This window comes from Maribacter forsetii DSM 18668 (assembly GCF_000744105.1).
Lineage (GTDB): Bacteria > Bacteroidota > Bacteroidia > Flavobacteriales > Flavobacteriaceae > Maribacter > Maribacter forsetii.
On record NZ_JQLH01000001.1, the window covers coordinates 2,781,357 to 2,806,840 of the forward strand.

Annotated in this window: 21 protein-coding genes and 1 riboswitch; of the genes, 12 read left to right on the plus strand and 9 right to left on the minus strand. The window is 34.3% G+C overall.

The window, feature by feature from the left end; translation table 11 throughout:
• Positions 1–5 precede the first annotated feature (5 nt).
• A complete protein-coding gene (locus P177_RS11945) occupies positions 6–440 on the minus strand; it encodes a hypothetical protein (RefSeq protein WP_036155037.1) in 435 nt (144 codons plus the stop codon).
• Entirely contained in the window at positions 427–936 is a 510-nt protein-coding gene (locus tag P177_RS11950; RefSeq protein ID WP_036155039.1) for an RNA polymerase sigma factor, read from the minus strand. The genes P177_RS11945 and P177_RS11950 overlap by 14 nt, the downstream gene beginning before the upstream one ends.
• A gap of 219 nt (positions 937–1,155) precedes the next feature.
• Between P177_RS11950 and P177_RS11955 the strand changes: the two genes are divergently transcribed.
• Positions 1,156–2,694 carry a S41 family peptidase gene (locus tag P177_RS11955; RefSeq protein WP_036155041.1) on the plus strand — a complete coding sequence of 513 codons (1,539 nt, stop codon included), beginning with the start codon at positions 1,156–1,158 and terminating at the stop codon, positions 2,692–2,694.
• 26 nt (positions 2,695–2,720) lie between these two features.
• Positions 2,721–4,190: a S41 family peptidase gene (locus P177_RS11960; RefSeq protein WP_036155043.1), complete on the plus strand. Its 1,470-nt coding sequence runs from the start codon at positions 2,721–2,723 to the stop codon at positions 4,188–4,190.
• Positions 4,191–4,373: 183 nt separating this feature from the next.
• On the opposite strand, the gene P177_RS11965 is transcribed toward P177_RS11960, so the two are convergent.
• Both P177_RS11965 and P177_RS11970 read right to left on the minus strand, forming a co-directional pair.
• Positions 4,374–5,792 carry a DUF5074 domain-containing protein gene (locus P177_RS11965; protein WP_051941818.1) on the minus strand — a complete coding sequence of 473 codons (1,419 nt, stop codon included), beginning with the start codon at positions 5,790–5,792 and terminating at the stop codon, positions 4,374–4,376.
• A gap of 2 nt (positions 5,793–5,794) precedes the next feature.
• A complete protein-coding gene (locus P177_RS11970; RefSeq protein ID WP_036155045.1) occupies positions 5,795–7,621 on the minus strand; it encodes a TonB-dependent receptor plug domain-containing protein in 1,827 nt (608 codons plus the stop codon).
• 34 nt (positions 7,622–7,655) lie between these two features.
• A riboswitch (cobalamin riboswitch) is annotated at positions 7,656–7,862 on the minus strand.
• A gap of 121 nt (positions 7,863–7,983) precedes the next feature.
• Between P177_RS11970 and P177_RS11975 the strand changes: the two genes are divergently transcribed.
• From P177_RS11975 to P177_RS12000, 6 genes are all read left to right on the plus strand, one after another.
• Complete coding sequence (locus tag P177_RS11975; RefSeq protein ID WP_245233033.1) at positions 7,984–9,081, plus strand: ABC transporter substrate-binding protein; 1,098 nt, start codon at positions 7,984–7,986, stop codon at positions 9,079–9,081.
• Positions 9,082–10,110, plus strand: coding sequence for a FecCD family ABC transporter permease (locus tag P177_RS11980; protein ID WP_036155049.1), 1,029 nt, complete (start codon positions 9,082–9,084; stop codon positions 10,108–10,110). It abuts the gene before it with no gap.
• 96 nt (positions 10,111–10,206) lie between these two features.
• The gene (locus P177_RS11985) at positions 10,207–10,908 is read left to right on the plus strand and encodes an ABC transporter ATP-binding protein (protein WP_316930803.1); all 702 of its coding nucleotides are present in this window, start codon (positions 10,207–10,209) and stop codon (positions 10,906–10,908) included.
• A gap of 112 nt (positions 10,909–11,020) precedes the next feature.
• Positions 11,021–12,370 carry a DNA recombination protein RmuC gene (gene rmuC / locus P177_RS11990; RefSeq protein WP_036155053.1) on the plus strand — a complete coding sequence of 450 codons (1,350 nt, stop codon included), beginning with the start codon at positions 11,021–11,023 and terminating at the stop codon, positions 12,368–12,370.
• A 35-nt stretch (positions 12,371–12,405) separates the two neighbouring features.
• Positions 12,406–12,771, plus strand: a complete 366-nt coding sequence (locus P177_RS11995; RefSeq protein ID WP_036155056.1) for a hypothetical protein — start codon at positions 12,406–12,408, stop codon at positions 12,769–12,771.
• A gap of 30 nt (positions 12,772–12,801) precedes the next feature.
• On the plus strand, positions 12,802–13,347 hold the full coding sequence (locus tag P177_RS12000; protein ID WP_209435190.1) for an acyl-CoA thioesterase: 546 nt from the start codon (positions 12,802–12,804) through the stop codon (positions 13,345–13,347).
• Here the strand turns inward: P177_RS12000 and pgl are convergent.
• Both pgl and zwf read right to left on the minus strand, forming a co-directional pair.
• Positions 13,328–14,053: a 6-phosphogluconolactonase gene (gene pgl / locus P177_RS12005; protein ID WP_036155060.1), complete on the minus strand. Its 726-nt coding sequence runs from the start codon at positions 14,051–14,053 to the stop codon at positions 13,328–13,330. The two genes, P177_RS12000 and pgl, sit on opposite strands and share 20 nt — an antisense overlap.
• Before the next feature lie 34 nt (positions 14,054–14,087).
• Positions 14,088–15,620: a glucose-6-phosphate dehydrogenase gene (gene zwf / locus P177_RS12010; protein WP_036158312.1), complete on the minus strand. Its 1,533-nt coding sequence runs from the start codon at positions 15,618–15,620 to the stop codon at positions 14,088–14,090.
• A 184-nt stretch (positions 15,621–15,804) separates the two neighbouring features.
• Between zwf and gndA the strand changes: the two genes are divergently transcribed.
• Genes gndA through P177_RS12025 form a run of 3 tightly spaced genes read left to right on the plus strand, consistent with a single transcriptional unit; the run spans position 15,805 to position 18,141 of the window.
• Complete coding sequence (gene gndA / locus P177_RS12015) at positions 15,805–17,205, plus strand: NADP-dependent phosphogluconate dehydrogenase (RefSeq protein ID WP_036155061.1); 1,401 nt, start codon at positions 15,805–15,807, stop codon at positions 17,203–17,205.
• Between the two features lie 10 nt (positions 17,206–17,215).
• The gene (locus P177_RS12020) at positions 17,216–17,755 is read left to right on the plus strand and encodes a DUF3124 domain-containing protein (protein ID WP_157486548.1); all 540 of its coding nucleotides are present in this window, start codon (positions 17,216–17,218) and stop codon (positions 17,753–17,755) included.
• A 47-nt stretch (positions 17,756–17,802) separates the two neighbouring features.
• Entirely contained in the window at positions 17,803–18,141 is a 339-nt protein-coding gene (locus tag P177_RS12025) for a GIY-YIG nuclease family protein (protein WP_036155063.1), read from the plus strand.
• 11 nt (positions 18,142–18,152) lie between these two features.
• On the opposite strand, the gene P177_RS12030 is transcribed toward P177_RS12025, so the two are convergent.
• Together P177_RS12030 and P177_RS12035 are read right to left on the minus strand one after the other, a co-directional pair.
• Positions 18,153–19,373 carry a Pycsar system effector family protein gene (locus P177_RS12030; RefSeq protein ID WP_036155065.1) on the minus strand — a complete coding sequence of 407 codons (1,221 nt, stop codon included), beginning with the start codon at positions 19,371–19,373 and terminating at the stop codon, positions 18,153–18,155.
• A 39-nt stretch (positions 19,374–19,412) separates the two neighbouring features.
• On the minus strand, positions 19,413–20,690 hold the full coding sequence (locus tag P177_RS12035; RefSeq protein WP_036155067.1) for a type 1 glutamine amidotransferase family protein: 1,278 nt from the start codon (positions 20,688–20,690) through the stop codon (positions 19,413–19,415).
• 217 nt (positions 20,691–20,907) lie between these two features.
• On the opposite strand from P177_RS12035, the gene P177_RS12040 reads away from it, so the two are divergent.
• Positions 20,908–22,533, plus strand: a complete 1,626-nt coding sequence (locus tag P177_RS12040; RefSeq protein ID WP_036155069.1) for a long-chain fatty acid--CoA ligase — start codon at positions 20,908–20,910, stop codon at positions 22,531–22,533.
• 48 nt (positions 22,534–22,581) lie between these two features.
• Here the strand turns inward: P177_RS12040 and carB are convergent, their stop codons facing one another.
• Positions 22,582–25,434, minus strand: coding sequence for a carbamoyl-phosphate synthase large subunit (gene carB / locus P177_RS12045; protein WP_036155071.1), 2,853 nt, complete (start codon positions 25,432–25,434; stop codon positions 22,582–22,584).
• Positions 25,435–25,484 lie beyond the last annotated feature (50 nt).

Consider the following 25,484-nt stretch of genomic DNA (forward strand, 5'->3'; position numbering starts at 1 on the left):
TTTAATTATTTTTTCGTTAAAAATTTATTCGTTGTTTTTTCAAATTCCTCTAAATGGTTTAGTTGCTCCGTACCCTTATTGAAATTCATTGCTAATAAGGCTAATGCCTCTTTTGCAGATTCTATTTCCTCTGGTGTATACTCATCTGCTAAAGTAACTGGAGCCGGCGTAGGTTGATAAAAATAAAGCCCTACCATAAAGACTGCTATTGCTGCAACGGATGCCCATTTCAAATAATTTTTTCTAGGTTTTAATGGCACCTGCTTTGTAAAGCGTTCTTCTTTTGCTTTTGTAAAGTATTTGAACAAAGGTGCGTGTTGCTCTAAATGAGGAGCAATATCATCCCCTGAAAAATACGCTCTAAGCGTTTCTTCCTCAGCAACTGTTGTAGTTGCTTCAAAATACTTTTCTATTAATTTTTCTATGTTATGCAATTCCATAATTATGCTTTTCCATTAATTTTTCCCTAACGGTTTTTCTAGCTCTTGATAAAGCTACCCGTATGGCCGTTGGTTTCATATCCAACAATTTTTCTATTTCTTCATATTCATACTGTTCCACATCCCTCAATTGTAGTACCATTTTTTGCTGTTCAGGTAATTCTTCCATAATTCGCTCTACCCAATTGATGCTATCTTTCGCTTCTAACTGACCTTGAAGAGATGTATTTGCATCCGTATAATTTGTATGTACCAATTTTAAATTACCGGCTTGCTTAGATTTTAATCTATCCAAACAAAAATTCTTGGTCATGGTCATTGCAAACGCTTCTACATTTTTATAGCTCTCCATCTTATTCTTCTTGGACCACAACTTAATTAATATCTCTTGTGTTGCATCTTCCGCTTCTTCCGTAGAGACCAACAATCTTTTGGCCATACGGAACAACTTATCCTTAAATGGTAATACAGTATTTAAAAACTCCGCTTGTTTCATTTTGGTTTGGCTGTTCGTAAACTTTCTTATCGGTTTACAAAAAGAAGACGATACTGAACGATTTTTGTTACAATTAATTTTTATTTCTTTGACTTGTAAGTAAATTTAACATCCTTATACTAATTATATACGTACTTATATAAACGTCTATTTTCAACATAAATACTGATACTCTTTGATTTGAGTATTTAGAAACATAAATTATAATTTAAAAAAAATATGAAAAAATTTTTCTTGTCCCTCCTTTGTTTAGGATTTATTATTACCTCTTGTAATAATGATGATGATACTATTATTGAAGAAGAAGAAATTGAAACTCCTGTAGAAGAGGAAATCGCAGAAGTAGATATCGAAGTCCAAAACTTTTTTTGGCAAACCTTAAATTTATGGTATTTCTGGCAAGGAGATGTGCCAGATTTGGCAGATGATCGTTTTGATACCCAAGTAGCTTATGAAGAATATCTTGCAGAAAACGAAGACCCCGAAGCTTTTTTAGAGAATAAACTATTAAGCCCAGAAGACCGATTTACCTTCTATAGTGATGATTATAATGAATTAGTAAGTAGTTCTGCAGGTGTATCTAAAAGTAACGGATTACAATTTGGTCTAGGTCGTATCTCTGATTCTGATGAAGTATTTGGATTTGTAGAATATATTGTTAAAAATTCTGATGCATCTACGAAAGATATTAAAAGAGGAGATTTATTTGTTGGTGTAGATGGTCAGACATTATATTCTAACAGAGAAAATCCAGAAGACAATAACTTGGATTTACTTTTTGGCGATAATGACACTTACACCTTAAATATGGCCGAAATTGTTGATGGCGGATTAAGTGCTAGCGCTAAAAAAGTTACTTTGACTAAATCTGAAGGTTTGGAAGAAGACCCTATTCATGTTAGCAATGTTATTACTTCAGGCGATAGAAAGATTGGGTATTTAATGTACAACCAATTTGTATCTGGGACTGAAGATGAATTAAATGCTGTTTTTGCTGATTTCGTATCTCAAGGTGTTAATGATTTAGTTTTAGATTTAAGATATAATCTAGGCGGTAGTGGTTTTACCGCTACGGTTTTGGCAAGTTTAATAAAAGGTACCAACACGTCTGACTTACTTTTTAAAACGATATACAATGCTAAATTACAAGCTCAGTTTGACAGCAGTTTTACTGATAACTTTTTTGTAAGTACTACAGGAACTAATGATGATAATTCTGATGCCCCTTTAAATACGCTAAATTTAAATAGAGTATATATCATTGCTACAGAGGGATCCGCTTCAGCGAGTGAATTGGTCATGGTAGGTTTGGAACCTTATATGGACGTTGTTCATATTGGCGGCACCACTGTTGGTAAAAATCAAGGGTCACTCTTATTTGTAGATGACCCAGAAAATAGTAATATATACAATCCAGAAAGAGTTGATAATATTAACCCTAATGTTCAATGGGGATTACAACCAATTATAAGCAGGGTTGAAAATAGTGCTGGTTTCTCTGATTATATTGATGGTTTAGATCCAGATATTGAACTTTCAGAAGATGTAACCAATTTAGGTGTTTTAGGTGACGCAGATGAGCCTTTATTCGCAAGGGCTATACAGGAGATTAACGGGGTTAGTGGAAAAAGTAATTTTGAAGTACTATTACCCGCAAATGTAGTTTCTAGTTCTAAACTCCATAATCCACAAAATGCTGTATTATTATTAAACAATAGTGTTTCTGCCACTAAAATTCCTTTAACTGAAAAGAAATAAATTTAAAACATTTCAGTTTCCCTATTATGAAGAAGATATTAGTATTATTAGTCGCCGCAATTATATTTTCATGTTCTAAAGATGATGATCTATCGTTGCCAAATACGGTTGATCCAGATGGATCGGCAAATGTTGAAGTGCAAGATTTTATGTGGAAAGCCATGAATTTCTGGTATTTCTGGCAAGAAAATATAGACGACCTAGCAGACGACCGTTTTGAAAATACAGAAGAAGGTAGAGCAGCATATACCGCATTTCTTGATTCTGAAGATGACCCTGCAGCTTTCTTTGAAAGTAAATTACAATATATAGAAGATCGCTTTAGTTTTTATAACGAAGATTACCGTGAACTAACCAATTCACTTGCAGGTATTTCTAAAAGTAACGGATTAGAATTTGGCCTTGTTCAGTTTCAAGATAGTGACGAGATTTTTGGTTTTGTTCGTTATATTATTCCAAACTCAAACGCTGCAACGGTTGAGATTCAACGTGGAGACCTTTTTACAGGTGTTGACGGTGAAACTTTGACCACATCAAATTATATAAATTTACTTTTTGGTGAAAATGATACCTACACCTTAAATATGGCAGATTTTGATAATGGTAATTTTACACCCAACGATGTAGAAATTACGCTTACCAAAGAAGAAGGTTTAGCTGAAAATCCTGTGCTACTTTCTAAATCATTTACAATTGGTGGTGAGAATATTGGTTACATTTTATACAATCAATTTACTAATGAGTATGATGATGATCTATATTCTGCTGTTAAAGATTTAAAATCTGCAGGCATTACCAATTTGGTAATGGACTTACGCTATAACCCAGGTGGATCAGTAAACACTACACGCTTATTGGCCAGTATGATTTACGGTACCAACACGTCTGATTTATTTTTAAGAAAGCGATATAATGATAAGCTTCAAGAGCAGTTCAACGATAGTCAATTAGAAGTTTATTTTGCAGATAAGGTTAACGGAGAAACTATAAATTCATTAGGTTTAACCAAACTATATGTACTAACCTCATCAAGTTCCGCATCCGCAAGCGAATTATTGATAAATAGCTTAGAACCTTATATGGACGTTATTCAAATTGGTGATGTAACTAGAGGAAAAAATGAATTCTCCACTACCCTAGTCGATGATCGTGATAATTCATATTTATACACTCCATCAAGAGTGAATAACATTAATCCTAACAACCAATGGGCAATTCAACCTTTAATAGGTAGAAACGAAAATGCAGATGGTTTTTTTGACTTTACAAGCGGTCTACAGCCAGATTATGAGTTAAAAGAAGATTATAGTAACCTTGGTATTTTAGGTGAATTAAACGAGCCTTTGTTAGCTAAAGCGATTGAGGTTATTACGGGTGCTACGGGTAAACGTGACTTTACAGTACACTACCCTATCAATATATTTAGCAGCTCTAAAGAAAATAGCCTTATGAGCGATAAAATGGTTGATGATACTGTTTATGATTTAGAGTTCTAAATTTAATTCACTATTTAGAAAGAAGGCTTGAATAAGTGAGCTAATGAATTTAAAAATTCTTAAAGCCATTAAACAATTAAAAAAAAGCTGAACAATGATATCATTGTTCAGCTTTTTTTAATTGAATCTTTTAATAATCACTTTTATCGATTATCTGGTATAGTACATTTTTTTAATTATGTCTTATCTTTCTTTTGCTTCGTTATAATAAATTCCTCCTGGAATAATAGAAACTGTTTTAGAAGCCAATAAGGTATTATCAGATAAATCATACACCTCTAAAGAACCATTGCTAGTAAAATCTTTAGCATCCACTCCATAAAGTTTACCATTAATAACAGCCATATCATAAAAACTAAGACCTTCAATTTCTGCTGTTGTTGGCAATACACTCGCTGTAGCATCCATTGTATACACAGAACCTCCTAAGTAGTAATAAAGAGTTGCTCCTTCAATTTCTAAATTCCCTGGATGTTCGGTAACTGCATAACTTATCGTTGTAGTTACTGTATTATCCGTAGTATTAATATTATCTATTTGTCCGGCAGTCTCATTACCTGTCCAAGATGGATTTCCACTTGATAATACCCAAAGGTTTCCACTAGCATCTAGTTGCATTGAATTAGGGCGATCACCAACTGTAATGGTTGTAGTAACAGTATTTGTAGTAGCATCAATTACAGTAACTCCGTTATTTTGATTGAAACCTCCTTGGAGCGCTACATAAATTGTATTATCCTTCGCAATAATTTTCTCTGGCCCTTCTGGTACTGAAATAGTAGATTCAACGGTATTGGTTTCCAAGTCAATCACAGCAACATAATCATCATCAGGATTAGAACCGTCTCCCCAATTTGTAACATATCCTTTACCATTAGCTATAGCCATATAACGAGGGTTTAAAAAATCTGTCTCGCTAGGTCCTCCAATAGTGGCAACAGATTCAAAAGTATATCGGTTTACAACTTCTACTTTTTGAGAACCATTCATTACTATATAAGCCATACCTTCATAAAAAGACATACTTTGTGCATTGTCTCCTAATACATCTATATCATTTACAGTTTTAAAAATATTGTTTTCCACTGTCGTAAAATCACCAGAAACAAAAGAAATAGAAGCATTTCCTTGCATAAAATTACCTTCATGAGAAACCAATATCCCATTTTCAAAAGCGTAAGAATCATTGTCTGTAATAGTTAATACTATAGAACTATTAGCTCCTATAATATCCTCATCATTACTAGTAGATGTAATGGTAAAAATAACCTCTTCAAAAGATTCCACCTCTGTATCATCAATTAAAATTAAACTTTCTTGTACTGATGTTTCTCCTGCTGGTAAAACTACCGACCCTGATAAAGATTGATAGTCTTCTCCATCTGTTGCCGTTCCTGTTACTTCATAATTAATGGTCACATCCATAGCATTTACGCTAGTAGTACTGATCGTTATTTCTACTGTTCCTTCTCCCTCATCATAACTATCTTCTGTTGCAGATAATCCTATTGTTCCTGGTGTTTGCATATCGTCATCATCACTACAAGATGTAAGTATAAATGAGGCGATAGCCGCTGTTAACATAAAGTGTTTTAATTTCATTTTTAAAAATTTAGTATTAATTGTGTTTGTATATTTCTGTTGGGCATTGGGCGCAATGCTATGTTTTCGTAGTATGTATTAAACACATTGTTAATTGTAACTCCTATGGTGTATTTCAAATCTTTTTTCAAAATATCTGCCGTATAAGTTGCCCCAAGATTAGAAACTTGATACTCTTTTAACTCCCCTCCAATAATAGAGACAGAACCATTAAACAAATGCTGGTAAAACAAATTTAAGTCCGCTATTCTATATTCAAATGAACCGTTTGCCCTATGGAATGGCACATAAATTAACTGTTCATTAGTGCTCTTGTCCTCTGAAACGGTATAGGCATAATTTGCGTTTATACCTACCTCTTGGTTTTTACCCAAAGGATAATTTGCTTCTATCTTGGCCTCTGCACCATAAATTTCAACATCGTCTATATTTATAGGAGACCACAACCCTTCATTATTCGGCAACCATTTAATCATATCTTTGGTTGAAATATAATAACCATTATACTGCATAGAAACACCCCCAATACTTAACATATTCCCAAAATCTAATTGGTATGATTTTTCAGGAACAAGATCTAAATTTCCACCAGGTTGCCAATACAAATCATTAAACGTGGGAGTCCTAAAATTTTTGGATGCATTTATCTTAACCTTATAATTGCCCGTAAGACTATAGCTACCATCTAAAGAAAAAACTAAAGGACTTGAGAAATCTGAAGAAAAATCTTGCCTAACACTCAAATTGTAGGCAATTTTAGAAGAAATAGTATGCTTTATAAGCGCTGTTGCAGAAAAATCATCTCTTTTTGGACTTCCAAAACTATCCCCAGAACCTTTATAGTTATTATACTCTAAAAAAGAGTTTACCCTAAAAAACTTAGAAAGTTTAAAATCTGAAGAATATCTTGCTAAAAAATTAGACACCTTCCCAAAAGAATTAATGTCTGCATCTTTATTCTCAAAATATTTAAATTCTTCTTGCAAGTAGGCTAGTTTTAATTTGGATATCGCTTTTTTTCCAAAACGCCCCCACTCTACTTGCGTTCTGTAATGGTTGTCTTTATACTTACTTCTTCCTAAAGCTACCAAGGTTCCTGACAAATTTCTATCACCAATAAAAGTTTGATGATATAATTTCAATACTTGATTTTCAGAAAGAACATAACCTATATTCCAATTTAAATTTATATTATTGAACTCTCCATTCTTATTCTCCTCGTTGGTATTTAAATACTTGTAGTTATTATCCGATGCATTATAATTAACCCCTAAACTGTACGAAATTAACCTACTACCAAAACTCTGATTATAATTTATCTTTTTTGTATTATAACTTCCATAACCAACAGAAACTTGATTATCAAAGTGTTCTTTAAATAGTAAATCGCTATTTAAATGAATACTACCCCCTATAGCTCCTGAACCATATTGCACACTACCACCACCACTGCGAATACTTACAGAGTTGTAGTTAAAAGGGTTTATTGTATTAAAATCTACTTGTCCGTTTAACTGTGAGTTTATATTAATACCATTCCATACAACTGCGGTATGTGAAGCATTGGTTCCTCTAAAAGCAGGAGAAGAAACCATCCCAAATCCATTCTCTTTGAAATAAATGTTAGAATTAAAAGCAAGTAATGAAGTAAGAAGTCCGTTAGTACGTTGTATAATACTATCTTGTAAAACAGTTACTTTATACCCCTCTGCATACTGCTTAATCCTACTATCAGACACGACAACTTCATCCAATTTTAAAATGGAATCTCGCTGCGCATACCCTACTGTAGCACAAAATACTAGTACTATTGAAATTATTTTATTCATCACAACAACGACTTTTTACCCGAAAGTCCATCGAATCTATATTAATAATATGGCAGGTCTCCTGACTTACGTACTACTATCCACCTTCCCATTAAACTAATAACAGTGGTATTGAAGAGATAGTAGCCATCTTTATAATAAAGACTAAGCTTACAGTTGCGGGAACAGCTCTAGATTTTCACTAGATTCCCTTTTAATCTCATTACAAAAAGCAATGAGAACCAAAATTCACGGCGAAAGTAAACATTTAGTTTAATCTTTCTAAGTAAACTTTTATAATACTACTTTTGAAAAATAGACAAACTACCACTATGTTTAAACGCTTAATTCTTATAAGTTACCTTCTTTTGTTATGCGGATGCATGCAGGAAAAAAAAGAAACAACATTCAATAATGCCAATGATAGCAGTACTTCTATACAATATGCCAATGGTTTTAGAATTGAAACCCAAAGCAATGGTATTACTATCATCAAGGTCTTAAAACCTTGGGTAAATGCAGAGACTACACACACATATGCTTTGGTTCCTAAAGAAATACAAGCAAGCGTCACCTTAAACAAAAATGAATATGATGCCATAATCTCTACTCCTGTTGAAAATATTGTGGTAACCTCTACCACGCATATTCCCGCTTTAGAAGAATTGGGAGTTTTAAACCAACTTATTGGCTTTCCTGATACTAAATACATTTCATCAATAGCTGCTCGCAAGAGAATCGATTCTGGAAAAATAAAAGAATTAGGGGTCAACGAAAGTATAAATACCGAGGCTGTTTTGGAATTGCAGCCAGACCTGATCTTCGGCTTTGCAATCAATGACGGTAACAGCACCTATGAAACTATACAACGTGCTCATATTCCGGTAATATATAATAGCGATTGGGTAGAAGAAACGCCCTTGGGAAAAGCGGAATGGATTAAGTTCTTTGCTCCTTTTTTTAACAAAACCAAAGAAGCCGATATTATTTTTAATGAAATTGAAACTTCTTACCTAGAAGCAAAAAAACTAGCTGCTGAAGTTGAAAATAAGCCAACTGTACTAAGTGGAGCCATGTTCAATGATATCTGGTATCTACCTGGCGGAAAAAGCTGGGCAGCAAGTTTTCTAAAAGATGCCAATGCAAATTACCTATGGAACGCTACGGATGAAAACGGAAGTCTGTCTTTAAGCTGGGAGAGTGTTCTTGATGTAGGTAAACATGCCGACTACTGGATTGGACCTGCACAATTAGCCACTTACAAAGAAATGGAAGCATCAAGTCAACATTATACACAGTTTGATGCATTTAAGAATAAAAAAGTATTTACAACCGCAAATACAAAAGGAGAAACTGGTGGCACTTTGTATTATGAATTAGCCCCACAGAGACCAGACCTTGTATTAAAAGATTTAATCCATATTTTACACCCTGGATTATTACCCAATTATGTACCCTATTTTTTTAAACCACTGCTTTAATTGTCAAAACCATCTACATATAGCTTTCATTTTATAACCTTGCTGGCAGTATTGCTTCTATGCTTTGTTATCAATATATGTTTGGGCTCTGTAAACATTTCGTTTATTAAAACAATACAAGCATTATTTGGAACGGTTACTGAAGATTCTTCTTATTATATCATTTGGGAATATAGACTACCAAAAGCGATAACAGCTATATTGGTCGGTGGCGGTCTCTCCCTTAGCGGATTGTTAATGCAAACCCTGTTTAGAAATCCTTTAGCCGGCCCCTATGTACTTGGTATTAGTTCTGGTGCTAGCCTGGGTGCCGCCCTATTAATTATGGGGACATCGCTATTTTCTTTCGTATTCACCTTTTCAACCTTCAATGATATTTCCTTGGCAATCGCATCTAGTCTTGGTAGCTTTTTGGTATTATCATTAGTGCTTGTGGTTGCGGCAAAAGTAAAAGATACTATGGCTTTATTGATTATAGGTCTTATGTTTGGCAGTATTACCGCCGCTATTGTTAGCGTACTTTCTTATTTCTCTAAAGCTGAAAAACTGCAACAATACATTTTTTGGTCTTTTGGTAGCTTAGGTAATTTATCATGGATGCAATTATTGATAATTGCGCTCTGTACGTTAACAGGTATTTTTCTCAGCATCATATCCATAAAACCACTAAATGCTTTTTTACTTGGTGAAAATTATGCCAAAAGTCTAGGGATAGGCTTAAAAACATCGCGGTACATCATCATAGTAGCTACAGGCTTACTTGCTGGATCTATTACCGCCTTTGCCGGACCTATTGCCTTTGTAGGCTTAGCCGTGCCACATATTAGCAAACAAATGTTCAATACTACAGATCATAAAATACAAATTCCTGCCGTACTCTGCTGTGGCGCCATTTTAATGTTACTATGCGACACCATAGCTCAACTACCTGGCTCGGTGAGTGTTTTACCAATAAATGCCATAACTAGTATTTTTGGAGCTCCGGTGGTAATTTGGTTATTGGTTCGTAAAAGAAAAATGATATTCTAATCTTAAACTGACATCATCACTACAAGCACAACACATAGCACACTTTCAATCAATCAATTAACCGTTGGGTTTGATGAAAAAGTTATTGTTTCCAACATTTCTTTTGCATTGAATAAAGGGGAACTAGCGGCTATTGTTGGTATCAACGGAATAGGAAAATCTACTTTGTTACGCACCTTAGGTAATTTTCAACCAAAAATTTCCGGTTCCATAGAAATTGAGGGAAAAGATTTATCTACTTATAATGAAATACAATTAGCTTCTAAAATAAGCGTAGTTCTTACAGAATCTATTGCTTCAAAAAATTTATCTGTTTATGAGCTATTGGCTTTGGGTAGACAACCATACACCAATTGGCTAGGTAAATTGTCCAACGATGATATTTCTATCATAAATAACAGTATTGACCTTTTAGAATTAGAACCATTTTTAGATAAAAAATGTTTTCAGCTAAGTGACGGACAGTTGCAACGTGTACTTATAGCCAGAGCTTTAATTCAAAATACCGATATTATTTTGTTAGACGAGCCCACTACTCACTTAGATTTATACCACAAAGTTCAAATTTTAAAGCTTTTAAAAACTATTGCCCATAAAACCAATAAAGTAATATTGTTCACCAGTCATGAAATTGAACTTGCTATTCAATTATGTGACAAAATGTTGATTTTAGACGGAAGAGAGAATGCATTTGATGAGCCTTGTAAATTAATAGAAAACAAAAATTTTGATACCCTCTTTCCTAAAGACACCATTTCTTTTGATGCAAATACCGGCTCTTTTAGAATTAAAAAGTAGTTATTTTATCATTTATAAAAAATTCAATTGGGTATGTTAATTAAAAACAGACCACCTCTTTTAATCTTTACTGCCCAAACAAGTATCTTTACCTGAATATTTCAATACATTAATGAACGAAATTTATATTTACTTAATCATCGGTATCCTCTGCCTTGCCATTGGATATATTTTAGGTAATTATATTCAGCTTTTAAAAACAAAATCTAGGCAAAGCACATTAGAAGAAAGAGAGCAGCAAATGCTCAATAACCTTTCTGTTTTTCAAGACAGATTAAAAGATAGCGAGACACAAAAAGTACAACTACAGTCAGACAAAGAACGATTAGGCAACCAAATAGTTCGTTATCAATCCGATATAGAAAATTTACAGCTTAAGAATAGAGAGCAGAAAGAGGAAGTTGAAAAGCTTCAAGAGAAATTTACTAAGGAGTTTGAAAATCTTGCCAATAAAATACTGGAAGAAAAAAGCTTAAAATTTACAGAACGAAACGAGAAAAACATCAAAGACATTCTTACTCCGTTAAATGAAAAAATTCTCCTTTTTGAAAAGAAGGTTGAAGAAAGTCAAAAAGAAAACATCAGTATACATTCTGCACTAAAAGAGCAGTTACTTAATCTACAGAACCAGAATATAAAAATTACCCAAGAAGCAGAGAACCTGACTAAAGCATTAAAAGGTGATAGTAAAATGCAAGGTAATTGGGGCGAGCTTGTATTGGAGCGCGTACTAGAGAAATCTGGTTTAGAAAAGGACCGCGAATACAACGTGCAACAAAGTTTTACTCGTGAAGATGGTAGCCGTGTATTGCCAGATGTTATTATCAACTTACCAGATGGCAAAAAAATGGTAGTAGATTCTAAAGTATCCCTAACCGATTACGAGCGTTATGTAAATGCTGAAGATGATTTTAAAGAGAAGTATTTAAAAGACCACATCAACTCATTAAGAAGGCATGTAGATCAACTATCTGCCAAAAAATATGAGGATTTATATGTAATGGAGAGTCCAGATTTTGTTTTAATGTTCGTACCCATTGAACCTGCATTTGCAATTGCCATTAATCAAGATAGTTCTTTATACAATAAAGCTTTTGAGCAAAATATTATTATTGTTACTCCTTCAACACTTCTTGCTACCTTGCGCACTATTGATAGTATGTGGAATAATGAGAAACAACAACGAAATGCTATTGAAATAGCACGGCAAGCTGGTGCTCTTTATGATAAATTTGAAGGCTTTGTTGGCGACTTAATGAAAGTAGGCAAAAAGATGGACGATGCTAAGGATGAATACCGTGGCGCAATGAACAAACTAGTCGATGGACGCGGTAATATTATCACTAGTATAGAAAAACTTAAAAAAATGGGTGCGAAAGCGAAAAAATCCATTCCTGAATCTTTAATTAAACGTGCAGTTGAAGATGATGATTTCGAAGAAGAACCTAAATTAAAATTATAAAAACCAACCATTATTTATATATTAAAATTAAGAACATGAAAAAGATTGTATCATTACTTTTATTAAGCGTAGTTGTTATTGGCGCCCTGTATTATGCCTTTATATACTTTGTTACCTTTAGTGAAGGCGTACGTTCAGGAGAACTTATTAAAATTAGTCACAAAGGTGTACTGGTTAAAACTTGGGAAGGCGAAATAAGCCAAGGTATTTCAGGTGCTCAAATATTCTCTTTTTCAGTGTTGGACAAGGACGCAGAAGTAATAGAAAAATTACAGGAATATCAAGGTCAATACGTAAAAGTAAGTTACGTAGAACGTTACACAACTTTTTTCTGGCTAGGAGACACCAAGTACTTTGTGACCGAAGTACACGCTGAAAAATCACCTCATTTTAGAAATTAAAAATCCGCCAAACTATATAAGAACAAGATTATGGAAAAGTATAAAAGTGTAAAAGAATCTAGAGTTTCTATAACGGAGTTAATGCTGCCCTCCCATTCTAATTTTGGAGGAAAAGTGCATGGTGGACATATATTGAACCTAATGGATCAAATTGCCTTTGCATGTGCTTCTAAACACTCTCAACAGTATTGCGTAACCGCTTCTGTTAACCGAGTAAACTTTCTAAACCCTATTGAAGTTGGTGAACTAGTGACCTTGAAAGCTAGTATAAACTATACAGGTAGAACTTCTATGGTAGTTGGTGTTCGTGTAGAATCAGAGAATATTACATCTGGCACTAAAAAGCATTGTAACTCGTCGTACTTTACCATGGTAGCTAAGGGAACAGATGGTAAAAATGTTCCCGTACCAGGATTAATTATTTCTGACGACCAAGGCATTAGAAGGTTTGCTCGTAGTAAATACCGTAAGCTAGAGGCTCAAGAAAGAGACACCAAATTTGAATCTAAGTCCTTTAATTCAGAAGAATACATTAAGGAATTGGAATCTGAAAACATTAAGATTGAAATGAAGTAAGAAGCTTTGCCGCGGCAGCATCTAAAAACCATACCAAGTCTTTTGTTTTAGGTGCTACGTGACTTGCCGGATAATCTAAATATCCTTCTTCCCTATCAACTATAATCTTAACCTTTTCGGCTTTGCCCTCTCCTGTCACTAAAAAGGCTACAGTTTTTGCGTTGTTGATTATTCTACCTGTAAGCGAAACTCGCCTTTGACCGGATTCTGGATGAATAGCCACTTCACAATTATCCGGAGAAACCCATAAGTTGATTTCATGTGGAAATATTGATGCTGTATGACCGTCATCGCCCATACCAAGAATAACTAAATCGAATTGAGGAAGACCTAATTCCTTTGGCAACTCTTTCTCTAACAAATCGCCATAACGCTTTGCTTCTTCCTTAGGATCCTTCTCACCCATAATTCGGTGAATATTCTCCTCTGGTATATCTACCTTAGAAATAAGGTGCTCTACAGTCATTTTGTAGTTACTTTCATCATCTGTAGGCGCTACACATCTTTCATCTCCCCAATATAAATGAATGTTCTTCCAATCTACATCTTCAGCAAATTCCTCCGCTAAAACATCGAATACAATTTTAGGTGTACTACCACCAGACAAGGCAATATGAAAAGCCTTCTGAGTGCCCGATTTTTCAATCAGATACTTAGAAAACTCTTCGGCAACCTTTACTTTATTTTGATATACTTTTAATTCCATCTTAACTAAATACTTTAATTAATCTTCTAACCTACTAGCAGATTACACAGTAACCAGATTCATCTGCCAAGTTCTCGCTAGGGTTTCTCCATTCACCAACACCCTCAATTAGTTCATTTGCGTTTTCAGGACCCCAAACTCCCGCTGCATAACCGTACATTTTCACATCTTTGCCACTGTTCCAATACTCTAAAATTGGATCTACAAATGCCCATGCAGCCTCTACTTCATCAGCTCTTGCGTATAATGTAGCATCACCTTGCATAGCGTCTAATAATAAACGCTCGTAAGCTTCCATTACATGTGTTTCGGTTAAACTAGAATAGTAGAAATCCATATTTGCACGTTCAACCTCAAATCCTTGCCCCGGCACCTTAACACCAAACTTCAACAATATACCTTCATCTGGCTGAATACGAATAATCAATTTATTATCCTTATTGCTAATCCCTGCTTCCTTAAAGATTTGATGATGTGGAGTTTTAAAGTGTATAACCACTTCAGTAACTTTAGTAGGCATACGTTTTGCCGTTCTTACATAAAAAGGAACATCTGCCCAACGCCAGTTATCTACATAGAACTTAACTGCCGCAAAAGTTTCTGTAGTTGAATTTTCATCAACACCTTCTTCTTCTCGATAACCATTAACTTCTTGTCCGTCAATTTTAGAGGCTACATATTGTGCCCTGATCGTATTTTCAAAAAGTGTTTGCTCATCGTTCATTATTTTAAGAGACTTCAAAGCCTTCAGTTTTTCATTACGAATTTCTTCTGCATCGGCACTCAAAGGTGGCTCCATAACAATCAAAGCTACAATCTGCAATAAATGACTTTGAAACATATCTCTTAATGCTCCAGATTTATCATAGTACCCGCCTCTTTTTTCAACACCTACACTTTCGGCATTTGTAATTTCTACATGGTGAATATAATTCCTATTCCAAAGTGGTTCAAAAATACTATTGGCAAAACGTGTTACCAGTAAATTCTGAACTGTTTCTTTTCCTAAATAATGATCAATTCTAAAAATTTGACCTTCTTGAAAATAGGTATGTAAACCGTCATTTAATTCTTTGGCTGATTCTAAGCTGTACCCGAATGGTTTTTCAACAATCAATCTCCTCCAACCAGATGCTTCGTCATTTAAACCTTGATCGGATAAGTTTTTTGCTATAGGCTCATATAAACTTGGAGGTGTAGATAAATAGAACATGTGATTGCCTTGCGTACCATATTTCTGATCTAAATCTGAAATACGCTTTTCTAAACGTTCATATGATGTATCATAATCCGAACCCAAATCTTCATAAAAAAGCTTATCTGCAAATTTTTGAATATAATCCGCATCAAATTCTTTACGTTCCTTTTCTAAATAAGGACTTTCTAGAACCACTTTGTTTCTAAATTTTAAATCGCCTAAATCACTCCTACTTACACCCAATACCACAAAATTATCAGGTAAGTCATTTCCCTTATATAAATTAAATATAGCAGGTATAAGTTTTCTTGCCGTTAAATCTCCAGATGCCCCAAAGATTACGAGCATTTGATTTTCTGTCTTTTTCATTATAGGTTGATATTCTTTATTCTTCAAATATCTTAAAAAGTAAGCCATTATCGGGCGTTATTAAGATACAATTTGGATTTAAAGTCAATATTTTAAATTATTTTTGGTTCACATTATGTTACTAACAATAAATAAGTAAAAATTGTAACATTTTGATGTATTCTAATTATAAAACATTCAATTTATGTACGATTTTGGTTTAGTAGGTCTTGGAGTAATGGGACAAAATTTTATTCTCAATGTAGCCGACAACGGATTTTCTGCCTATGGATATGATTTAGATGATGAAAAAGTAGAGGCTTTAAAGACTTTAGGAGGTGACTTAGACAAAGTAAGTGCATCTAGCAACATAAAAACTTTTGTAAAAAACCTTAAGCAACCACGTAAAATAATGCTTTTGGTTCCTGCAGGTAAAATTGTAGACGGAGTTATAGAATCGCTATTACCACATATTGATAAAGGAGATATTATTATTGATGGTGGAAATTCTTTCTTTACAGATACGGATAGAAGAGAATCTTATTTGCAAGAAAAAGGAATTAACTTTTTTGGCGCAGGGGTTTCTGGTGGTGCAAAAGGTGCCCGTAAAGGACCTAGTATTATGCCAGGTGGTTCAAAATCTGCATACGAGCATATTAAACCAATTTTTGAAGCTGTATCCGCTAAATATAACGGCGAACCCTGTGTTGCTTATTTAGGCCCTAAATCTGCCGGTAACTACGTAAAAATGGTTCACAATGGTATAGAATACGGATTAATGCAGTTGACTTCTGAAATTTATGATGTTCTTAAAAAAGGAGGGGATTATAATAATGATGAATTACATAGCACTTTTGCAAAATGGAATTCAGGAAGACTACAATCTTTCTTAGTTGAAATTACTTCTGAAATTTTCGAACAAAAAGATGATTTAACAGAAGGTAGCTTAGTTGATCAGATATTAGATAAAGCCAAGCAAAAAGGTACTGGTAAATGGACGAGCCAAAATGCGATGGACCTTGGTATCCCTGTTCCTTCTATAGATGTCGCAGTAAGCATGCGTGAACTATCTGCTTTAAAAGATGAAAGAATTAAAGCCGATGCCCTATATGACAGAACAACGGTAGCACATATGGATAAGGAGAAGTTAGAAGCTCTAACAGAAAAGGCATTGTACTTCTCGTTTATAATCACCTATTCTCAAGGTCTTCACCAATTAGCAGATGCCTCTAGAGAGTATGGTTACGACTTAGATATTTCTGAAATCGCAAAAATATGGAGAGCAGGTTGTATTATACGTGCCGGTTTATTAGCTGATATTACAGAGGCATTCAAAGCTGAACCTACATTGCCAAATCTATTACTTTCTCCAAATTTTGTAGATAGCGTAAAAGAAACGGTAGGTGCTGCAAGAGAATTGGTTGCATTTGGGGCTAAAAACGGTATTCCGTTACCCGGCCTATCAAATTCACTTACCTATTTTGATGCGTATACATCAAGCAAATTACCCTTAAACCTTATTCAAGCGCAACGAGATTACTTTGGTTCTCATACTTATGAGCGTTTGGATCGTGAAGGTATTTTTCATACAGAATGGGAAGATTAAATAATATCATTTGAGAAAATTAAATATATCTTTTAGTAGCATTTGCCTTTTAGCTGTTTTCACAACTACAATACTATCTTGTAAGCAAAAATCTAAAGAAGAGGTTCCTGTTGAAATACTGGATAATCATACTTTAAACAGAACGGCAAATGCTACCTTAAATGATTCTCTTACCAGGCAAGTATATGTTCCTATATATTCTGATATTTACAATCAGACTAGAGATTCAAGAACCTTACTAACCGCTACTTTAAGCATTAGAAACACCAGCTTAAAGGATAGTTTGTTCGTTAGTAAAATTGACTATTACAATACGGAAGGCGATTTGGTAAGAAGTTATATTGACTCCCCTATTTACCTTACCCCAATGGAATCTATAGATTATGTTATTGAACAACAAGATACTTCTGGTGGTAGTGGCGCTAATTTTTTAATTGATTGGTATTCTAAAAAACGGTTGAACCCATTGTTTCAAGCTGTAATGGTTGGCGGTTTAGGCGCTCAGGCCTTTTCTTTTACTACAGAAGGAATTGAGATTATCGAAGAATAGCTGTTACTACTAAAAAAAACTAAAGTCTTATAATCACACTAGCCTACATGTATTCTATTTATGTTATTGAATTGTCTAAAAAAGTGTTCACCGAAAACAGAAAGTTTCGGGAAGCAAATCCGCAGTTCAACGGAGTATTAGAATGTTTATATGTTGGTATGACCAGTAAAACACCAAAAAAACGTTTTAACCAACATAAGAACGGTACTTTAAGCAAAAAAGGGCACAACATTTCTTCTAATATTGTACAGAAGTACGGTTTGTATTTGCGTGGCAGTCTATTCAATCATATAAATCCTATAAAATCAAGAGCTGAAGCATTAAAAATGGAAGAGCAGCTAGCACTTGAGCTTCGCCGCAAAAAATACGCAGTTTGGTTTAATTAGGAATAAATCGGTTATTTTGGCAGAGGTGTTACAGCATCTAAAAGTTCATCTTCCATACCGTAATATTTTAGTGCAAAGCCAAATGCTATAACAGATAAAATTACACCAATTAGAAATACGGTATACGTCCACCGTAACAATCTATACTTCTCTTGTAATACTTTCCCCAGATAATACAAATCCATACTCAAAGAATCATAAATTGACTCTTTACTTTTTATAATATCTCTTAGCTTCGATTTAAAGTCAGACAGCTCCATAGTATGAAAATTTCCGAAGAACAAGAAATTGGTATCCTTCTTCTTAATTTCATCTTCTACAACATTTGTATTATCCACCTTTGGTCTTGTTGCCAGTACTGACATAATCATTGAAGCAATGCTAAATAGGACAAATATTACCGTTGGATAAATGAGATATGAATTTGAAGGCGAATCTAATTTTGGTATTAGATTTGCTAATAACAAAGAAATGATAATTGCATTTACAGACAATAGAATATTCGCCTTTGTGTCTGCAATATCACTCAATTTAATATGATTTCTAAGCTCTATACGATATAAGGATTGAATAGCCCTTTGCGGACTCTCATCTTTTAACCTAGCCTTTAAAATTTCTTTTTTTTCTGTTTTTTCAGCTTTCTGTAATCTAGATATTAACGATAAGATGTTATCTTCTTTCTGCTCTTGCCAATTTTCCTTCGCAAATTCGGTATAATATCGATGCTCTATTCTAAGCTTTTCTAAATAGTTTAATCTCCATGTATCTAAATCAGGATTATTATCATTGAAATTCTCCAATTCCAATCGCAATAATTGAAGCATCTCTTCAAAGTCTTCAGATGCGTAAAACCAGGTACATACATCCTTTACAATTGCTTCGGCATCTTTGATAGGTTTATCATTTTTCCATGCACTTTCTATTAATTGAACTACAACATCAATATCTTTTTGTACACATTTTTTTTCCTTCAAAAAAGTAGTAGCCAAATGTATACTTTCTTGAATATGATTATCGTAATCTATAGCATAACCTGAATGAAGAAACCATATTGCCAAGAGTATATTATTTGCATTTATACTTTCATCAGTTGAAAATTCCAAAACCTTTTTGGCTTTGTTGACGGTTTTATTTGCATATCCTTGACTATGAAATAGAAAGTTCTTGTTCATCTGTTCAGACAACAAATTTTTTATATATTTTTCAGCTGCTACTACGGTAGTTTCATTCATAACTTCAAGTTTGTTGTTTTTTAAAATTTTATGCGAAGACTACTCGCCAATACAATTAAAACATGTCATTTGAGCTTCGGTCATCTTCACATCTTCAGACCCTTTTAAAGATTTGGTCAATGCTTCACTTTCTACTAAATCTTGTTGAAATAATATAGCATATGCTACAAGATGGTCTCGTCTGCTTTTAATTTTAGTAATGAGTTCTTTTCCATCTAATTTATAAATCTCATCTGGCCACACAGAGAAAGATGACGCTATAGCCTCATCAGTCAACAATTGCTGTAACTTTTTAGCCTCTTCTTCAAACACAGATTGTGGAATATCTCGCATAAAATAAATATCAAATGGAGAAATAAGACCGGACAAAAAATCGATTTCTTTTTCAAAAGATTGCACTTCTGGCAGAAATGCATTGTTAGAAATTATAGTTGGTAAAACACCTTCTAAATTAAAAAAGGCATTATCTCGATCACATGGTAACGGAATTACATTAATAGAATCCCCAACATGCTCTATTGCCCAACCCCATTGCTTGGCATGACGATCCCAATCACCTATCAACAAATCGAATAAACGCGCTCTAACCAAAGAACTTGCATTAATACTAACTCTGGTCGGATACTTGATTTTCAGCTCCTGCAAGTCATCTGTGTCCATTAGGGAATCAACATTTTTAATGTTCAACCAGTTTGCATTTCCCTTGGTTTCATATTCTAACAGAAAAAGCCTGTTCCCATATTTAATATTATAATCTGATAACTGCTCCTGCTTTGGCACAAATACCAACTTTGGTTTTGTGTTTAGAATTTTTGCTTTTTCCGAAAGTTTTGCTACGACCAATGCAGCATAAGGGTGTTGTGCAGAAATACCATCCACAACAATATTTTCTATACCCAATGTCTTAGCTACTTTTGGCACTAAAGGCGAAGGGTCTTTAGAGACACTACGCAATGTCATTAAAGTACCATCATCCTTTTGCAGCTTTAAAGAGTGAGTTTGTTTTCCTCCACCTTCTTCCAAAACCTTTACACTACCAGATATATCATTTAAGTACAGAATAGGAACGCTCACAGGAGTAGACCATGCCTTTCTATACTGCTCGCCCTGCATTACGTTTTTTAAATTATTTCCCTCATATAAAGTACTTGCCGCAACAATTACAGAGTCATATTTTTTAAAATCAATCTCATTAACATCAGCAGCCCCTATAATTTCACAAGTATCAAATGTTTTATCAGTACTAGATAATGACAAATAGGTCAATCCCAAGAATATCAATAATAAAACGACTACAATTAATACTACTTTTTTCAATCTTTAGAAATTTATTTTGCTTCGAAACAAGTTTACAAATAAACAGTAGTAATGAATTATCTGATAAAATTATTTTTTAATCTAAAAGAGTATACGCCACATTATGAGTGAACTATAATACATTCACTATTTATAATGTTAAAATTGTGATGATTTCTCATTTAAAATTCATTAAATTTATTGGTCAAGCAATTATTTCAACTTAAAGCATGCTTTTATGAACGGATTAATAATGGATTACCCAATAACCACCACTACCATATTAAATTATGCAAGGAGTGCTTTTCCTGACAAAAAATTAATCTCTTATCTACCAGATGGAAGCCGGCATGAATATACCTACGGTCAGTTATACAAGCGCTGCTGTCAGCTTGCTAATGCATTAAGGAATAAACTCGGTATCACTAAAGGCGATATGGTAGGCACTTTTGCTTGGAACCACTATCAGCATGTGGAACTGTATTATGGAATTCCTGGTATTGGTGCCGTCTGTCATACCATAAACATCAGATTATCATCTCAACAAACCGAATTTATCATCAATCATTCTGAAGATAAGGTCATTTTTGTTGATGCTACCTTGGTTCCCCTTTTAGAAAAAATTGCACCTAAATTAGAGACCGTTGAAAAGTTCATAATCATCAACGCCCCAAAAGGTTTTACTACAACCCTACCAAATATTATACATTATGAAGATTTAATTGGAGAGCAATTAGAATCTATAGAATGGCCTGAACTAAATGAAAATGATGCCAGCGGTATGTGCTATACCAGTGGTACCACGGGCATGCCTAAAGGCGTGCTATACTCCCACAGGTCTACGTATTTACACGCAATGACCATTCTTACACCTAATGCGGGGAATTATAGCAACAGAGATATTATACTACTCATTGTTCCTCAGTTTCATGTAATGGCCTGGGGTTTTCCTTATATGTGTCTTTTAACAGGTTCAGATATGGTCATGCCCTCTTTACACTTAAGACCAGATGCTATTATTAGAATTCTAGAAAGCGAGAATATAAATAAGGCTAACGGCGTACCTTCTATTTGGAGAGGTGTTTATGAGGAAATGAAAAAAAATCCGCCAAAGAAGAAATTGGCTTTAGAAGAATATTTAGTTGGTGGCTCAGCATTGTCGGCAAGCCTTATAGAAAATTTTGAAAAGGATTTTGGTATAAAAGGAGTTCAAGCCTGGGGTATGACAGAAACCTCTCCACTTGGCACCGCGAGTAGACTTCAGAAAAAACATGAAAGCCTAAGTGAAAAAGAGCAAATTAAAATACGAGCCAAACAGGGAATTGAATTTCCAGGTATAGAAATGCGCATTGTTGGCGATGATGGAAAAGTAGCACCACGAGATGGTAAAACAATGGGAGAATTACAGGTAAAAGGCGCCTGGGTTATTAAGTCTTACTTTAAAACCAATAGTAGAGACAATTTCACCAAAGACGGTTGGTTTAGAACAGGTGATGTCAGTACTATTGATGAAAATGGGTATATGGAAATAACCGATCGAACTAAAGATTTGATTAAAAGTGGTGGTGAATGGATTTCTAGTGTTGCTCTGGAATTAGCTTTAATGTCTCACCCAAAAATTAGAGAGGCTGCCGTAATCGCCATACCTGATAAAAAATGGTCAGAAAGACCTTTGGCTACATTAGTTTTAGCTGATACTGATAATCATGTATCTGTTGAAGAACTAAAAGAATATTTAACTAAAGATTTTGCAAATTATCAAATTCCTGAGAACTATAAGTTTATTGATGAAGTACCAAAAACTAGTGTAGGTAAATTTGACAAAAAAGAAATAAGGAGATTATACGCAGAAGGGAAACTCTAATATCATTAAAGTTTCCCTCCTACTTATAATATAAGTCCTATTACTGGACTATTTACTTAAATACATTTTACGTCTAGCATAAAGGTTATAAAACTCATCATCTTTTAAGCTATCAATAAATAAAATGCTTTCTCCTGTACTTTTCATTTCAGGACCTAAATTCTTATTTACATTGGGGAATTTGTTGAAAGAGAATACCGGTTGCTTAATTGCAAATCCTTCTAATTGAGGATTGAAATTAAAATCTTTAACTTTCTTCTCACCTAACATAACCTTAGTCGCATAATTTACATAAGGCTCTTTGTAAGCCTTTGCTATAAAAGGAACCGTACGAGATGCCCTAGGGTTCGCTTCAATAATGTAAACGATATCATCTTTAACAGCGAATTGTATATTGATAAGACCAACGGTGTTTAAAGCTAAGGCAATTTTCTTAGTATGATCTTTAATCTGTTGCATTACAAATTCACCTAGATTAAAAGGTGGCAAAGTTGCATTAGAATCTCCGGAGTGAATACCGCAAGGTTCAATATGCTCCATAATACCAATAATATACACATCTTCTCCGTCGCAAATAGCATCAGCTTCCGCTTCAATGGCCCCATCTAAATAATGGTCCAACAACAACTTATTGTTCGGTATCTTTCTAAGAAGATCAACTACATGCTCCTCTAGCTCTTCTTTATTAATTACAATTTTCATTCCCTGACCACCTAATACGTATGACGGTCTTACTAAAAGTGGAAAATCTAATTCATCTGAAAGTGCCAGTGCCTCGTCAGCAGTTTCAGCAACACCGAATTGAGGGAAAGGAATATTATTTTCCTTTAAAAGATCAGAAAAATTACCTCTGTCTTCCGCTAGATCTAGAGCTTCAAAACTTGTTCCTATAATTTTTATACCATATTTAGAAAGCTTTTCTGCTAATTTCAACGCAGTTTGCCCACCTAACTGAACAATTACACCTTCTGGTTTTTCATGACGAATAATATCATATATATGTTCCCAGAAAACTGGTTCAAAATATAATTTATCTGCTGTATCAAAATCGGTAGAAACCGTTTCTGGATTACAGTTGATCATAATAGTCTCATAACCACACTCTGCAGCAGCCAATACTCCATGTACACAACAGTAATCAAATTCAATACCCTGACCAATTCTGTTTGGTCCAGATCCAAGAACTACAATTTTCTTTTTATCTGTTACTATACTATCATTTTCTACATATCGCGTACCATCTGGCTTCTCTATTTCTTCTTCAAAAGTAGAGTAATAGTATGGTGTCATTGCCTTAAATTCCGCAGCACATGTATCTACCAATTTATAGACTCTATTTATGTTAAGCTCGGTACGTTTGTTATACACTTCACTTTCGTAACAATCTACCATATGGGCAATTTGTCTATCTGCAAAACCTTTTTGTTTTGCTTCTAACAATAAGTCTTTTGAAAGTGTGGCAATCGTATACTTAGAAATCTCTTTTTCTAAAAAGTAAAGCTCTTCATATTGCTTTAAGAACCACATATCTATCTTGGTGATTTCATGTATACGGCTTAAAGGAATTCCCATTTGTATGGCATCATAAATAACAAAAACACGATCCCAACTTGGTATAGTAAGCTTGCTAATGATTTGCTCGTAATTACGGTATCCTTTTCCATCTGCACCTAAACCGTTACGCTTTATCTCTAAAGATTGCGTTGCTTTATGAAGTGCCTCTTGAAAAGAACGCCCTATTCCCATTACTTCACCTACAGATTTCATCTGCAAACCTAAAGTGCGGTCAGAACCTTCAAATTTATCAAAGTTCCAACGTGGTATTTTTACAATTACATAATCTAACGTAGGTTCAAATAATGCCGATGTTGATTTTGTAATTTGATTATCTAATTCGTCAAGCGTATAACCAATAGCCAATTTAGTTGCTACTTTAGCGATAGGATAACCGGTCGCTTTTGAAGCCAATGCCGATGACCTAGATACTCTAGGGTTTATTTCAATTGCTATAATTTCCTCTTCTTCGTCCGGACTAACAGCAAACTGTACATTACATCCTCCTTCAAAATCACCTATACTACGCATCATATGTATGGCCATATCACGCATTTTTTGGTAAGTCCTATCCGATAGGGTCATTGCTGGTGCAACTGTTATAGAGTCTCCGGTATGGATACCCATTGGATCCATATTCTCAATAGCACATATAATAACAACATTATCATTTTTATCCCTAAGAAGCTCTAACTCATATTCTTTCCACCCCATAAGGGCTTTATCGATCATCACCTCATGAATTGGTGAAATCTCCAAACCATAACTTAACTGCTCGTCAAAATCTTCTGGTTTGTAAACAATTGATGCTCCCGCTCCTCCTAATGTATATGAAGCTCGTATTACTAATGGAAAACCAAACTCTTGAGCTATCTCTTTACCTTTTAAGAAAGATGTTGCCGTTGCCTGTGGTGCCATGCCAACACCAATTTTCAACATTAGTTCTCTAAATTGCTCTCTATCTTCAGTAATATTAATAGCATCGATATCAACACCTATCAACTCTACACCAAAATCTTCCCAAATTCCTTTTTTATCCGCTTCAATACAAAGATTCAATGCCGTCTGACCTCCCATAGTTGGTAAAACCGCATCAATCTGAGGGTGTGCTTTCAAAATCTCTAAAATTGATTTTGTAGTCAATGGTTTTAAATACACATGATCCGCCATTGAAGGATCTGTCATAATCGTTGCAGGATTACTATTAATTAAAATAGTCTCTATTCCATCTTCACGTAACGAACGTAAAGATTGGCTACCTGCATAATCGAATTCACATGCTTGACCGATAACAATAGGACCTGATCCTATTAGTAAAATGGAATTTAAATCTTTTCTTTTTGGCATTTTATAACAATTTAATATGGGAATTGGACAAAAAAAAGGTGCTACTTTCA

Coding starts and splice junctions, on each gene's coding strand:
- P177_RS11945 (WP_036155037.1), bottom strand. CDS start 440: ATGGAATTGCATAACATAGAAAAATTAATAGAAAAGTATTTTGAAGCA.
- P177_RS11950 (WP_036155039.1), bottom strand. CDS start 936: ATGAAACAAGCGGAGTTTTTAAATACTGTATTACCATTTAAGGATAAG.
- P177_RS11955 (WP_036155041.1), top strand. CDS start 1,156: ATGAAAAAATTTTTCTTGTCCCTCCTTTGTTTAGGATTTATTATTACC.
- P177_RS11960 (WP_036155043.1), top strand. CDS start 2,721: ATGAAGAAGATATTAGTATTATTAGTCGCCGCAATTATATTTTCATGT.
- P177_RS11965 (WP_051941818.1), bottom strand. CDS start 5,792: ATGAAATTAAAACACTTTATGTTAACAGCGGCTATCGCCTCATTTATA.
- P177_RS11970 (WP_036155045.1), bottom strand. CDS start 7,621: ATGAATAAAATAATTTCAATAGTACTAGTATTTTGTGCTACAGTAGGG.
- P177_RS11975 (WP_245233033.1), top strand. CDS start 7,984: ATGCAGGAAAAAAAAGAAACAACATTCAATAATGCCAATGATAGCAGT.
- rmuC (WP_036155053.1), top strand. CDS start 11,021: ATGAACGAAATTTATATTTACTTAATCATCGGTATCCTCTGCCTTGCC.
- P177_RS11995 (WP_036155056.1), top strand. CDS start 12,406: ATGAAAAAGATTGTATCATTACTTTTATTAAGCGTAGTTGTTATTGGC.
- P177_RS12000 (WP_209435190.1), top strand. CDS start 12,802: ATGGAAAAGTATAAAAGTGTAAAAGAATCTAGAGTTTCTATAACGGAG.
- pgl (WP_036155060.1), bottom strand. CDS start 14,053: ATGGAATTAAAAGTATATCAAAATAAAGTAAAGGTTGCCGAAGAGTTT.
- zwf (WP_036158312.1), bottom strand. CDS start 15,620: ATGAAAAAGACAGAAAATCAAATGCTCGTAATCTTTGGGGCATCTGGA.
- gndA (WP_036155061.1), top strand. CDS start 15,805: ATGTACGATTTTGGTTTAGTAGGTCTTGGAGTAATGGGACAAAATTTT.
- P177_RS12025 (WP_036155063.1), top strand. CDS start 17,803: ATGTATTCTATTTATGTTATTGAATTGTCTAAAAAAGTGTTCACCGAA.
- P177_RS12030 (WP_036155065.1), bottom strand. CDS start 19,373: ATGAATGAAACTACCGTAGTAGCAGCTGAAAAATATATAAAAAATTTG.
- P177_RS12040 (WP_036155069.1), top strand. CDS start 20,908: ATGAACGGATTAATAATGGATTACCCAATAACCACCACTACCATATTA.
- carB (WP_036155071.1), bottom strand. CDS start 25,434: ATGCCAAAAAGAAAAGATTTAAATTCCATTTTACTAATAGGATCAGGT.